Source organism: Nocardioides marmoribigeumensis (assembly GCF_031458325.1).
Classification (GTDB): Bacteria; Actinomycetota; Actinomycetes; order Propionibacteriales; family Nocardioidaceae; genus Marmoricola_A; species Marmoricola_A marmoribigeumensis.
Genome location: NZ_JAVDYG010000001.1, coordinates 3,962,194 through 3,975,476 on the forward strand (window position 1 = coordinate 3,962,194; position 13,283 = coordinate 3,975,476).

General features: G+C 72.6%; 11 protein-coding genes and 2 tRNA genes. 11 read left to right on the plus strand and 2 right to left on the minus strand.

Going from position 1 to position 13,283, the window contains the following annotated elements; translation table 11 throughout:
- Positions 1–16: 16 nt before the first annotated feature.
- Positions 17–1,525 (minus strand): serine/threonine-protein kinase, encoded by a 1,509-nt coding sequence (locus J2S63_RS18900; RefSeq protein ID WP_310305596.1) that lies wholly within the window; start codon positions 1,523–1,525, stop codon positions 17–19.
- Between the two features lie 233 nt (positions 1,526–1,758).
- On the opposite strand from J2S63_RS18900, the gene J2S63_RS18905 reads away from it, so the two are divergent.
- The 7 genes from J2S63_RS18905 to J2S63_RS18935 all read left to right on the plus strand — a co-directional run bounded on the left by J2S63_RS18905 (position 1,759) and on the right by J2S63_RS18935 (position 9,553).
- On the plus strand, positions 1,759–2,412 hold the full coding sequence (locus J2S63_RS18905; RefSeq protein WP_310305598.1) for a DsbA family oxidoreductase: 654 nt from the start codon (positions 1,759–1,761) through the stop codon (positions 2,410–2,412).
- A gap of 24 nt (positions 2,413–2,436) precedes the next feature.
- Positions 2,437–4,236 carry a methionine--tRNA ligase gene (metG, locus tag J2S63_RS18910; protein WP_310305600.1) on the plus strand — a complete coding sequence of 600 codons (1,800 nt, stop codon included), beginning with the start codon at positions 2,437–2,439 and terminating at the stop codon, positions 4,234–4,236.
- Positions 4,233–5,138 (plus strand): alpha/beta hydrolase, encoded by a 906-nt coding sequence (locus J2S63_RS18915; RefSeq protein ID WP_310305603.1) that lies wholly within the window; start codon positions 4,233–4,235, stop codon positions 5,136–5,138. Before metG ends, J2S63_RS18915 begins: the two co-directional genes overlap by 4 nt.
- A 12-nt stretch (positions 5,139–5,150) precedes the next feature.
- Complete coding sequence (locus J2S63_RS18920) at positions 5,151–5,669, plus strand: ribose-5-phosphate isomerase (protein WP_310305606.1); 519 nt, start codon at positions 5,151–5,153, stop codon at positions 5,667–5,669.
- The gene (locus tag J2S63_RS18925; protein WP_310305608.1) at positions 5,662–6,507 is read left to right on the plus strand and encodes an Fpg/Nei family DNA glycosylase; all 846 of its coding nucleotides are present in this window, start codon (positions 5,662–5,664) and stop codon (positions 6,505–6,507) included. Before J2S63_RS18920 ends, J2S63_RS18925 begins: the two co-directional genes overlap by 8 nt.
- 9 nt (positions 6,508–6,516) lie before the next feature.
- Positions 6,517–7,659: a PP2C family protein-serine/threonine phosphatase gene (locus J2S63_RS18930; protein WP_310305609.1), complete on the plus strand. Its 1,143-nt coding sequence runs from the start codon at positions 6,517–6,519 to the stop codon at positions 7,657–7,659.
- Positions 7,660–7,792: 133 nt separating this feature from the next.
- A complete protein-coding gene (locus tag J2S63_RS18935; protein WP_310305610.1) occupies positions 7,793–9,553 on the plus strand; it encodes a lectin-like domain-containing protein in 1,761 nt (586 codons plus the stop codon).
- An 80-nt stretch (positions 9,554–9,633) separates the two neighbouring features.
- On the opposite strand, the gene J2S63_RS18940 is transcribed toward J2S63_RS18935, so the two are convergent.
- Positions 9,634–9,707: transfer RNA gene (locus J2S63_RS18940), tRNA-Gly, on the minus strand.
- 135 nt (positions 9,708–9,842) lie between these two features.
- Here J2S63_RS18940 and J2S63_RS18945 point away from each other — a divergent pair.
- From J2S63_RS18945 to J2S63_RS18960, 4 genes are all read left to right on the plus strand, one after another.
- A tRNA-Pro gene (locus J2S63_RS18945) sits at positions 9,843–9,915 on the plus strand.
- 96 nt (positions 9,916–10,011) lie between these two features.
- Positions 10,012–11,403 carry a trigger factor gene (gene tig, locus J2S63_RS18950; RefSeq protein WP_310305614.1) on the plus strand — a complete coding sequence of 464 codons (1,392 nt, stop codon included), beginning with the start codon at positions 10,012–10,014 and terminating at the stop codon, positions 11,401–11,403.
- A 48-nt stretch (positions 11,404–11,451) separates the two neighbouring features.
- A complete protein-coding gene (locus tag J2S63_RS18955) occupies positions 11,452–12,759 on the plus strand; it encodes a lipase family alpha/beta hydrolase (protein ID WP_310305616.1) in 1,308 nt (435 codons plus the stop codon).
- A complete protein-coding gene (locus J2S63_RS18960; protein WP_310305617.1) occupies positions 12,756–13,283 on the plus strand; it encodes an SRPBCC family protein in 528 nt (175 codons plus the stop codon). Before J2S63_RS18955 ends, J2S63_RS18960 begins: the two co-directional genes overlap by 4 nt.

Below are 13,283 nucleotides of genomic sequence, written 5' to 3' on the forward strand. Positions count from 1 at the left end.
CATGTCGGTCCTCTCCTCAACTCTCTCCGGCGATGAGGAGGGTGTCGCCCTCCTGGCGCAGCTGCAGCGTGACCGAGTCCGAGACCGTGCTGCCGTCCTTCTTGGTGTAGGTCACCCCGTAGGAGACCAGCATCCGGTCCGGGTCCGCGCTGATGTCGCCGGGGGTGGCGGACTCGATGGTCCCCCAGAACCCCGAGTAGGAGCCGTAGCCGCCACTCTGCCGCTGGAACTCGGGCGTGAGCATCTTCCACGCCGACCTGCGGTCGGAGGTGACGGTGGAGAGGTAGTCCTCGACGAAGGACCGCATGTCGGCCGCGCTGGCTCCCGCCTGCGCCGACTGCTGGTCGGAGGGCGACGGCTTCGTGGAGTCCGAGGCCGAGGGGGACTCGTCGCGGGCCGGCTTGCCGGCCTGGGGGGAGTCGTCCCCACCGTTGAGGATCGCGATGCCGAGCACGAGGACGGCGACCAGCACGACGGCGGCCAGCACCCAGGCACCCACCCGACGGGACCGTCCGGACCCGCCCGGACGCCCGCGCCTGCCGCTCGGGCGCGGCTCCGGGGCGATCGGCGGGACGGCGGGCGGAGCGGAGCCCCGGGGCGCCTGCTCGGTCCGGGGCTCGCCGGCGCTCCCCGCGGCCCCGGCGGCCAGGACCGCGGTGCCGTCGTGGTCCTCGGCGTCGGTCTCGGTCTCGAGGGTGCGCGTCGGCCCGACGGGCACGGGCGGCATCGGTGCGCCGGGGCCGCCGCGGAGCACGTCGCGCACCTGCGCCAGGCTCCAGCGCGCGGCCGGGTCGGTGGCCATGGTGGCCTCGAGCACGGGGCCGAGCCATCCGGCGGTGGCCGCGTCGACGCGGGGCGGCTTCTCGTGGACGATGCGGTACATCGCCCCGACCACGTTGTCGCCCACGTCGTACGGCGGTCGGCCGACCAGCGCGTGGTAGAGCGTCGCGCCGAGCGACCACGCGTCGCTGGCGGGGCTGGCCTGCTCGCCGGAGGCGATCTCGGGAGCGAGGTAGGCGGGGGATCCGGTGACCATCCCGGTCTGGGTGAGCGTCGCGTCGGCCTTGGCGCGAGCGATGCCGAAGTCGGCGATCTTGGCGTCCCCCGAGGTGCTCACCAAGATGTTGGACGGCTTGACGTCGCGGTGGACGATCCCGGCAGCGTGGGCCGCCGCGAGCGCGTCGGCGACCTGGGCGAGCAGCCCCGCGGCCGCGTCCGGGGGGAGAGGCCCCTTGTCGCGCACGATCTGGGCGAGGTTGCGGCTCTCGACGTACTCCATCACCAGCCAGTGCTCGTCGTCGTCGACCGCGAGGTCGAAGACGGAGACCACGTGAGGGTGGTGGAGGGCCGCAGCGAGGCGTGCCTCACGCGCTGCCCGGTCGAGGTCGGGGCTGCTGCCTCCGGGGGCGAAGCCGATGCGCTTGAGCGCGACCTCGCGGTCGAGGACCTGGTCCCGTCCGCGCCAGACGATGCCCATGCCTCCGCGGCCGATCTCGGACTCGAGCGAGTAGCGTCCGGCGATCACTCGGCGTCGTCCTTCCCTCGGGCCCCTCGCGGGACGTGACTGGTGCTGATCGGGTGCTGATCGGGTGCTGGCGGGTGCTGGTCGAGTGCTGCCCGGGGCGCGCCCGGGCCTCGGTCCACCATGCCCTGTCGACGTGCGGGGATGCATCTTCACCGGTGTCGGAAGTGCCACATCCAGCGTGTCCGGGGCCCTCGACGGGAATATTGACACGTCAATCAGGGGATATGACTGGCATGACCAGCACCCACGTCGCGAGCACCCCGACCACCTCCGACCGCCAGGAGGTGACGTTCTGGTTCGACCCGCTGTGCCCCTGGGCCTGGATGTCGTCGCGCTGGCTGCTCGAGGCGGCGAAGGTCCGTGACCTCGACCCGCGCTTCCAGGTGATGAGCCTGGCCGTGCTCAACGAGGGGCGCGAGGAGCTGCCGGAGGAGTACCGCGAGTTCCTCCAGCACGCGTGGGGGCCGGTGCGGGTGTGCATCGCCGCAGCCGAGCAGCACGGCGACGAGGTCCTCCTCCCGCTCTACACCGCCCTCGGCAACCGCATCCACGTCGCCGGCCGCAACAGCCCCGAGGAGCGCCCCGCGGTGATCGCCGAGGCGCTGGCCGAGGTCGGGCTGCCCGCCTCCCTCGCCGAGGCGGCGGACTCCGACGAGCACGACGACGCGCTGCGCCAGTCCCACAAGCGGGGCATCTCGCTGGTGGGCGAGGACGTCGGCACGCCGGTGATCGCGGTCGACGACGTGGCGTTCTTCGGTCCCGTCGTGACGCCCGCGCCCAAGGGCGAGGACGCCGGCCGGCTCTGGGACGGGGTCGTCCTGGTCGCGGGCACGCCCGGGTTCTACGAGCTCAAGCGCAGCCGGGAGAAGGGCCCCGACTTCAGCTGACCCGGCCTCAATAGGATCGGGCCCATGACCCACGTCCTCTCTGCTGTGGCCTGGCCCTACGCCAACGGCCCCCGTCACATCGGCCACGTGGCCGGGTTCGGGGTGCCGTCCGACGTCTTCAGCCGCTACATGCGCATGGCGGGTCACGACGTGCTCATGGTCTCCGGCACCGACGAGCACGGCACCCCGATCCTGATCGCCGCCGACGAGGCCGGCGTGACGCCGCAGGAGCTCGCCGACCGCAACCACCGGCTCATCGCCGAGGACCTGTGCCACCTGGGCGTGACCTACGACCTCTACACCCGCACGACGACGCGCAACCACTACGCCGTGGTGCAGGACCTGTTCACCGGGGTCTACGACAACGGCTACTTCGTCGAGCGCACGACGTACGGCGCGATCTCGCCCTCGACCGGCCGGACCCTCCCCGACCGCTACATCGAGGGCACCTGCCCGATCTGCGGCGCCCCGGGCGCGCGGGGTGACCAGTGCGACACCTGCGGCAACCAGCTCGACCCGCACGACCTGATCGACCCGGTCTCCAAGATCAACGGGGAGACGCCGGAGTTCATCGAGACCCAGCACTTCTTCCTCGACCTGCCCGCGCTCGCCGACGCGCTGGCGGAGTGGCTCGACGAGCGGGAGGCGAGCGGCACCTGGCGACCCAACGTCATCCGCTTCAGCCAGAACATCCTCAAGGAGATCCGCCCGCGGGCGATGACCCGCGACATCGACTGGGGCATCCCGGTGCCGCTGGAGGGCTGGCGCGACAACCCGACCAAGCGGCTCTACGTCTGGTTCGACGCCGTCATCGGCTACTTCTCCGCGAGCGTGGAGTGGGCCCGGCGGACCGGCGACCCGGAGCGGTGGCGCGACTGGTGGAACGACCCCGAGGCGCTGTCCTACTACTTCATGGGCAAGGACAACATCACCTTCCACTCCCAGATCTGGCCCGCCGAGCTGCTCGCCTACTCCGGCAAGGGCGACAAGGGCGGTGAGCCCGGCAAGTTCGGGCGGCTCAACCTGCCGACCGAGGTGGTCTCCAGCGAGTTCCTCACCATGGAGGGCCGCAAGTTCTCCTCCTCCAAGCGGGTCGTGATCTACGTGCGCGACATGCTCGCGCGCTACCAGGTCGACGCGTTCCGCTACTTCGTGGCCGCCGCCGGGCCGGAGAACCAGGACGCCGACTTCACCTGGGCGGAGTTCGTGCGCCGCACCAACGACGAGCTCGTCGCCGGCTGGGGCAACCTGGTCAACCGCACCGCCAACCTCATCGCCAAGAACTTCGGCGAGGTCCCCGCGCCCGGTGAGCTGACCGACGCCGACCGCGAGCTGCTCGCCCGCACGGAGGCGGCGTTCGGCACCGTCGGCGACCTGATCGGCCGGCACCGCCAGAAGCAGGCGATCGGTGAGGCGATGCGCACCGTCGCCGAGGTCAACAAGTACGTCTCGGACTCCGAGCCCTGGAAGCTCAAGGGTGACGACCAGCGCGACCGCCTGGCGACCGTGCTCTTCGTCGCCGCGCAGGCCGCTGCCGACTGCAACGTGCTGCTGAGCCCGTTCCTCCCGCACTCGGCCAACCGGGTCGACGAGGTCTTCGGCGGCGCCGGCGACCTCCAGCCGATGCCCCGCATCGAGGAGGTCGAGGACCTCGACGGTGGCCCCGGCTACCCCGTGATCACCGGGGAGTACGCCGGCGCCGCCGCCTGGGCGCGTCGTGAGCTGGTCCCCGGCACGCCCGTGGGCAAGCCGACGCCGGTCTTCACCAAGCTCGACACCGCCGTGGTCGACGAGGAGCTGGAGCGCCTCGAGGCGCAGGGATGAGCCGGGACCCCCGGCTGCACCCCCAGGCGCTCGCCGCCCTGGTCGAGGCCGAGGACCTCGACCCGCTCGCGACCGTGCCCGACGACGAGATCGCCGAGGTGCGCGAGGAGCAGCGCGAGGCCGGTCTCGCCGAGCCCAAGGAGCCCGTCCACGAGGTGCGCGACCTCGAGGTCGGGGGAGTCCCGTGCCGGCTGCACCGCCCGTCGGCGGGCACGCTCCCGGTGGTCCTCTACCTCCACGGCGGCGGCTTCGTCCTCGGCGACCTCGAGACCCACGACGCCCAGGCGCGACGGCTCGCCAACCGCACGGGCTGGGCGGTCCTGGCCGCCGACTACCGCCGCCCGCCCGAGCACCGCTTCCCGGCGGCCCTGGACGACTCGGTCGCGGCGCTCGACGGCCTGCTCACCGACGCCGACGCCCTCGGCCTCGACCCGGCCCGGGTGGTCGTGGCCGGTGACAGCGCGGGCGGCAACCTGGCGGTCGGCGTGGCCCGTCGGCGGCCCGGCACCCTCGCCGGGGCGCTGCTGGTCTACCCCTTCCTCGACCCGGAGACCGCCTCGGCGTCGTACTCCTCGCTCGACGGCGGCCTCGACCGGGCCGACGCGCGATGGTTCTGGGACCACTACGCCCCCGACGGCGTCGACCGGGCCGACCCCGACCTCGCGCCGCTGCGCGCGACCGACCTGGGGTCGCTCCCGCCCACGCTGGTCCAGGTCGCCGAGTGCGACACCCTCGCCGACGAGGTGGAGGCCTTCGTGAGGCTCGCCCGGTCCCAGGGTGCGCAGGTGGAGGACACCCTCCACGCCGGGATGATCCACGGCTTCTGGCGGCGCCCCGCGGAGTTCGACGCGGCCGAGGTGGCCCTCGACGAGGCCGCACGCTGGCTGGCCCGGCTCGGCTGACAGGATTCGCCCATGCGCGTGCACATCGGCTCCGACCACGCCGGCCTCGAGCTCAAGGACCACCTCGTCGCCTGGCTCGCGGAGCAGGGCTACGAGCCGGTCGACCACGGCCCCTTCGTCTACGACGCCCTGGACGACTACCCCGTCTTCTGCCTCCGGGCGGGGGAGGGCGTCGCGGCCGACCGGGCGCAGGGCCTCGACAGCCTCGGCGTGGTGATCGGCGGGTCGGGCAACGGTGAGCAGATGGCCGCCAACAAGGTCCCGGGCATCCGCGCGGCGCTGGTGTGGAGCGAGCAGACCGCCGCCCTGGCGCGCGAGCACAACGACGCGCAGGTGGTCTCCGTCGGTGGGCGCATGCACACGATCGAGGAGATGACCCGGTTCGTCGAGGTCTTCCTGACCACCCCGTTCACCCACGACGAGCGCCACGTGCGTCGCATCGGCCTCATGGCCGACTACGAGCGCACCCACGAGCTGCCCCCGCTGCCGGAGTCCGCGCGTCCCGGCAGCGCCGGCGTCGGCGATGCCTGAGGGTCACACCCTCCGCCGGCTCGCGGTCCGTCTGACCGACGCCTTCGCCGGTCACCCGGTCCGCGTCAGCAGTCCCCAGGGCCGCTTCGAGGCCGAGGCCCGGCTGCTCGACGGCACCGTGCTCGAGCGGGCGGACTCGGCCGGCAAGCACCTGTTCGTCGAGCTCGCGGGAGAGCGGGTCGTCCACGTCCACCTCGGTCTCATCGGCGCCTTCGACGTCGTCGAGGGACCGGCCCCGGCGCCGGTGGGTGCCGTGCGGCTGCGCCTGGAGCGCGGCGGCGCCCACCCGACGTACGCCGACCTGCGCGGAGCGATCGTGTGCGACCTGGTGACGCCGGAGGAGGCCGCAGCCGTCCGGGCCAGGCTGGGCCCGGACCCCCTCCGGGCCGACGCCGACCCCGACCGGGCCTGGCAGCGCATCCGGCGCAGCGAGCGGAGCATCGGTGACCTCCTCATGGACCAGGCGGTCGTGGCGGGGGTCGGCAACGTCTACCGCGCTGAGGTGCTCTTCCGGCAGCGCATCCACCCGCTGAGGCCCGGGCGCCGGCTCACGCGCGCCCAGTTCCGTGCAGTCTGGGACGACCTGGTGCTCCTCATGGCCGAGGGGGTGCGGACCGGCCGGATCGACACGGTGAGGCCCGAGCACACGCCGGAGGTGATGGGACGTGACCCCCGTCGCGACGACCACGGCGGGGAGGTCTACGTCTACCGCCGGCAGGGTCAGCCGTGCTGGGTCTGCGGGTCACGGATCCGCACCGAGACGCTCAACGGGCGCAACTCCTTCTGGTGCCCACGGTGCCAGCGCCGTCCCCGGCAGGACGCGGGTCGCACCCGATAGGGTCGAGCGGTGATCACAGGCCTGAGGGACGGCTCGGGCCGTTGGCTCCGGGGCGACGAGCGAGGTCTGCGGATCGGTCTCTACGCCGCGGTGGCCGTCGTCGGCCTCGCGATGCTCGCTGCTCCGGACGACGTGGGCGCGATCGTGCTCATGGTGCCGCTGCTGGCCGGGGCCCTGCTGCTCCCCCCGCGGCGCATCCCCCCCTTCGTCCTCACCGTCATCGCCGTCCTGGCGGTGCAGACCCTGATCTCGTTCGAGGAGTCGATCCCGACCCGCCGGGTCGTGGCCTTCGTGGCCGCGCTCGGCATGGCGGCGCTGGTGCTGGGGTTCAACCGTCGCCGCAGCAGCCTGGGGGTGGCCGGCTACGCCTCGGACGCGCTGCTGACCGAGCTGCGCGCACGGCTGGGGCGCCAGGCGGTCATGCCCGCGCTGCCCGCGGGCTGGCGGGCCGAGAGCCACCTCCGTGCCGCCGGCGGCACGCAGTTCGCGGGTGACTTCGTGCTCACCCACCTCGAACCCGACGAGCGCCTGCGGCTGCTCGTGGTGGACGTGTCGGGCAAGGGGGTGGCGGCAGGTCCCAAGTCGCTGCTCCTCTCGGGTGCCTTCGGCAGCCTGCTGGCCTCGACCGAGCCGGCGGAGTTCCTCTCCGAGGCCAACCACTACGTCTGGCGCCAGGACTGGCCCGAGGGGTTCGCCACCGCCGTCCAGCTCACGCTCGACCTCACCACCGGCGACTTCGTCCTGCGGTCAGCCGGGCACCCGCCGACCGTGCAGCTGCACGCCGGGAGCGGTCGCTGGACGGTGCACGAGGGCTACGAGGGCGCTGTCCTCGGCCTGCTCGAGGACGAGACGTACGACGCGGTGGTCGGCCGGATGATGCCGGGCGACGTGCTCCTGCTGTTCACCGACGGCATGGTCGAGGCGCCGGGCCGCGACATGTCGGTGGGCCTGGACCGGTTGCTCGGCGAGGTCGAGCGCACCGTGCACCGCCGTGACGACGGGTTCGCCCACGACCTGGTGGAGCGGCTGGGGGCGCAGGGTGACGACTGTGCCCTGGTGGTCGTGACCCGGTCGCCCCACGTGGCGGCGGGGCCTGGGGCGCTCGCCCTGGAGCACCGCATCGGCGGTGCCCCTGGAGGTCCCGGGTCCTAGGGCCCTGGCCGGCCGCCGACCGGCGGAGCGTCTTGACCTCGTCGGGCTATGTCGGCCCCCGGGATGTCGTCCTACGTTCGAGAAGTGGGACTCGGCTCAACGCACGGTCCCACCACTCCAAGGGGGATCCACCATGACCATCTCACCGAGCCCGCGTCTCATCGGCCTGGGCGCCGGCACACTTCTCATCGTCGGGCTCCAGCTGGCCACGGCGACCAGCACGCAGGGCGTGCCGCTGCCCGAGCAGTGCGGCACCACGACGTACGCCGGGTTCGGCGACCCGTTGCCCGCGCCACTGTCGATCAACGGGAACGCCGCCGTGGTCTCCACCTCCGACGGGCCCGTCCTCCGGGTGACGCCCGCCGCGTACAACCAGGCCGGCTCGGCGTTCACCACCAGCAAGGTCAACCTGGTCAACGGCGGGTCGTTCAGCACCAAGTTCTCCTTCAGGTTCTCCAGCCAGCTGGGCGGGGGCGCCGACGGCGTCGTCTTCACCGTCCAGAACGTCTCCAGCAACGTCGGCGGGTTGGGCGGCGGGATCGGCTACCAGGGAGTCGCACAGAGCATCGGCGTCGAGCTCGACAACTGGAACAACGGGTCCATCGACGGCAACAGCGACAACCACGCAGGCATCGATCTCAACGGTGACGTCAGCTCCGTGGTGAGGGCTCCGTTGGCGCCCATCAACCTCGACGACCCGTCGGTGGTCCACCGCGCCTGGGTCGACTACGACGGCGCGACCGACGCGCTCGAGGTGAGGGTCGCCGACTCCGACACCCGCCCGGTGTCCCCGCTCCTGAGCTACACCGTCGACCTGCCGGCCGTCCTGGGCGGGAGCGGCGCTCCGGCCGACGACGCGTTCATCGGGTTCACCTCGGGCACCGGCGCCGCGGCGGCCAACCACGACATCCTGTCGTGGGAGTTCAGCAACTGCTACCGCCCCGTCGGCGTGGACAGCCCGCCCTTCGTGGATGCAGGCGGCCCCTACACCGGCGAGGAGGGCGCAGCGGTGGACGTCGCAGGCGCCGCGTCGGACGACCGGACGATGCCCCTGCCCAGCACCTGGTCCGCCACGGGCCCCGGGACGTGCAGCTTCGGCGACCCCTCGACGGTGACGACCACCGTGACCTGCGACCAGCCGGGGACCTACACGCTCACGCTGAGCGCGGACGACGGCGAGAACCCGCCCGTCTCCGACACGGCCACCCTGGAGCTCGCCGCCTCCAACCATGCGCCGGAGGTCGGGGCGCTCTCGGCCGACGCCACCGGCGCCTGCGCCGTGACCGCGTCCGCCCGGTTCACCGACCCGGACGCGGCCGACACTCACACCGCTGAGTTCTCGTGGGGCGACACGACCAGCTCGCCGGGCACGGTCGTCGAGTCCGCAGTGACCGGCACCGCCACCGGCACCGCCACCGGCACCCACACCTACGGCTCGGCCGGTTCGTACACGATCGGGGTCACCGTCACCGACCAGGACGGATCCTCCGACGCAGAGACTCTGACCTATGCGACCGCCAACGGGGCGGGGGACTTCCTCCCGCCGATCAACCAGGGCGGCACGACGCGGAGCGTGTTCAAGAAGGGGAGCACGATCCCGGTCAAGATCGTCGTCAACGACTGCGATGGGAAGCTCGTGACCACCCTGTCGCCGGTGGTCCAGCTCGACCGGATCGACACCGTCCCTGTCGGCGCGGTCAACGAGACGATGATCGTCGAGTCGGCCACCAACGGGAAGACGATGCGGTGGGTCGGCGACATGTACCACTACACGCTGTCGACCAAGAACAGCCAGTTCGCCGGCGGCGCCGCCCTGACGGCGGGGACCTACCGCATCACGGTGACCGACCCGTCCCTGGCGCACTCCCGGTCGGTGGTCTTCGACCTCAGGTGACCCAGGAGCCGCAGGATCCTGCCCTCGCGATCGCCGGGGGCAGGATCGTGCCGCTGCCCCGTGCGTCACGCGCCGAGCGGTGGAGCGGATGACGGGAATCGAACCCGCGTAGCCAGTTTGGAAGACTGGGGCTCTACCATTGAGCTACATCCGCGCGGCGTCCGAGGACGCGCGTCGTCATCCTTCCACACGGCTTCCGAGGGCTGTCGTGGACCGTCGTTTCGACAGTGCGCGGGGCGCTGACTAGACTCCGGTGGGTTCACCACCGTGTCCACGACGGTCCCGGTGACGGGGCGTAGCGTAGTGGCTAGCGCGCCTGCTTTGGGAGCAGGAGACCGCAGGTTCGAGTCCTGTCGCCCCGACTTCCCACGCACAGCCACCGGGCTGTGGGCACGGGGGTCCCGCAGGCAGCCTCCTGGCGCGGGCCCCACCTGACACACCGATCGAGGAGTACATCTGTGAAGAGCGCCGTCGAGACCCTGAGCCCCACCCGGGCCAAGCTCACCGTCGAGGTGCCCTTTTCCGAGCTGAAGCCCAGCCTGGACGCGGCGTACCGCAAGATCGCCCAGCAGATCAACGTCCCGGGCTTCCGCAAGGGCAAGGTCCCCGCCGCGATCATCGACCGCCAGGTCGGCCGCGGGGCGGTGCTCGACGAGGCGATCAACGACGCCCTGCCGCAGCTCTACGTCCAGGCGCTGCAGGACAACGACCTGGAGCCACTGGCCCAGCCCGAGGTCGACATCACCCGCCTCGAGGACAACGACAGCCTGGAGTTCACCGCCGAGGTCGACGTCCGTCCCACCCTCGAGCTGCCCGACCTGACCGGCCTCGAGGTCTCCGTCCCCGACGCGGTCGTCACCGACGAGGACGTCGAGACCCAGGTCCAGGCCCTGCGCGAGCGCTTCGGCACGCTGGTCGACGTGGACCGCGCCGCGGGCGAGGGCGACTACGTCGTGCTCGACCTGGTCGCGACCCGGGACGGCGAGCCGGTCGAGGGCGGCGAGGCCAGCGGCATCAGCTACCAGATCGGCAGCGGCGGCATGATCGACGGCCTCGACGAGGCCGTGACCGGCAAGTCCGCCGGGGACGAGACGACCTTCGTCTCCACCCTGGCCGGGGGCGACCTCGCCGGGCAGGACGTCGACATCGCGGTGACCGTGAGCGGGGTCAAGGAGCAGCAGCTGCCCGAGCTCGACGACGAGTTCGCGCAGATGGCCTCGGAGTTCGACACCGTCGCCGAGCTGACCGACGACGTCCGCGTGCGCCTGGCCAACGGCAAGCGCCTGGAGCAGGCTGCCCAGGCCCGCGACGCGCTGGTGGAGAAGGTCCTCGACCTGGTCGAGGTGCCGATCCCCGAGACCCTGGTGACCTCCGAGATCCAGGCCCGCCGTCAGAACGTCGAGCAGCAGCTGGCGATGCAGGGACTCGACCTGCAGGGCTACCTCGACGCCGAGGAGCAGACCATCGACGAGTTCGAGGGCGACCTGGAGAAGTCCGCCCGCGACTCGGTCGCCGCGCAGTTCATCCTCGACCAGCTGGCCAAGAGCCAGGAGATCCAGGTCGAGCAGCAGGAGCTCACCGAGCACATGCTGCGCCGCGCCCAGCAGTCGGGCCAGAACCCCAACGAGTTCGTCAAGCACATGGTCGAGCACAACCACGTGCCCGAGATGGTCGCCGAGATCGTCCGGGGCAAGGCGCTGGCGACGCTGGTGGAGTCCGCGACCGTCAAGGACGCCTCGGGCAACGTCGTCGACCTGAAGAACCTGCGTGGCGACGGCACGGTCGGCGAGCCGGAGGACGCGGCGGCCGAGGCCGGCGACAGCGCCGAGGTCACCGACTCCGAGTCCTGACCGGCGTGTCGCATTGTCAGTGCACATCTGTTCACTGACAATGGTGCGGTGAGCTCGCACGACACCGCGCCCCTGGCCCACGGCGCTCGGCTCGTCCGACCGGACGGCGCCGAGCAGACCCTGCCGCTCCCGCCCCTCCACGGGGCGGGTGCGCGCGGCGCCTCGCGCGTCGTGCCCGAGCAGCCGGTGCCGGGCGTGGTCGACGCGCTCGCGCTCGGGGCGGCGTACGCCGAGGAGCTGCTGGTCGGCACCGCGCGCGACACCCACCGGGCCTTGGCCGACCGGGTCTTCGGCACCGCCGACCGCCTGGGAGCCGGCACCGTCGTGGCGGCCCCGAGGCTGCTGCACGACGGCATCGCGGCCACGGTCTACGGCTCGATCGCCCTGGCGCTGAGGGCTGCGGGGGAGGGCTTCTCCCGCCTCTCGCGGGCCGGGGTCTCCGGGCCCGCGCTCGACGACAGCGCCCCCGGGCGTGCGGTGCAGTCCGCGGTCAACGGGCTGATCGGGGAGAAGCTGAGCGAGGAGCACCCCCACCTGGCGCTGCCGCTCGTGGTCCGGGCCTCCGGCCGCACGGTGCCGGTCGAGCGGGAGGCCCTGCGTGCGGCGTTCCCGCACGCGAGCAACCGCGTGCTGGTCTTCGTGCACGGACTGGGGGAGCATGAGGGCATCTGGGACCTGAGGCGCGAGGAGGTCGGGGGCTCCTACGGCTCGCGGCTGGAGATGGCGGCCGGGTGGACCCCGGTCTACCTGCGGGTCAACACCGGCATGCCGGTGGCGCACAACGGCGTCTCGCTGACCGCGCTGCTCCAGGACCTGGTCGACCAGTGGCCGGTCGACGTCACGCGCGTCGCCCTCGTCGGCCACTCGATGGGCGGCCTGATCATCCGCGCGGCGTGCTCGGTGACCACCGAGCACCGGCGCCCGTGGGTGGAGCGGCTCAGCGACGTGGTCACGCTCGGCACCCCCCACCTGGGCGCCGACCTGGCCAAGGGCGTGAAGCACGGAGCCCGCTTCCTCGGCGTCACCAAGGAGTCCGCGGCCTTCGGACGCATCCTCGACCACCGGTCGGCCGGCATCCGCGACCTCGAGCACGGCCTGCCCGAGCTGCCGCCGCTGCCGCACGTGCGCTACCGCCTGGTCTCCGCCGCGATCGGCTCGCCGCGCAGCCCGCTCGGACGCCTGTTCGGCGACCTGCTCGTCCGCCGGGGGTCGGCGACCGGCCAGAGCCCGCCCTTCAGCAGGCGCATGCTGCGGCTCTTCCCCGACGCCGACCTGCTGCACGTCGCCGAGACCAACCACTGGGGGCTGCTCAACCACCCCGAGGTCTACCGCGCGATGACACACTGGCTCGCGTGAGCGACCCCCGCACCGGCACCGTGTCCGACCCGCGCCGCGAGCTGCGCGTCGAGCTCGAGGTCGCGGCTCCGCGCGGGCGGGTCTGGGAGGTCCTCACCGACTTCTCCCGCATGCCCGCCTGGAGCCCCGAGCTGGTGCGCATGGTCCCGCTGCGGCGCGGCGGGCTCCGGCTCGGTCAGCAGTACGTCGGGATCAACCGCCGCGGCCCGGTGGTCTGGCCCACCCGCAGCGTGGTCTGCGCGCTCGCGCCGGGCTCGCTGGTCGCCTGGGACACGGTGAGCAGCGGCGCGCGGTGGATCTGGGAGCTCAGCGACGTGAGCGACGGCAGCGGTGCCGCCGGTGGTGCCGGTGGCTCGCGGACCCGGGTCGTCCACCGCCGCCAGGTCCCGCGCGACCTGACGCTCGGGTCGCGGGTCGTCGCGCCCCTGCTCCTCGGCGGCACGCCCGAGCACGCCGACGAGCTCGAGGTCGGGATGGGCACGACGCTGGAGCGTCTGAGGGCCGAGGTCGAGGGCTCCGCCTGA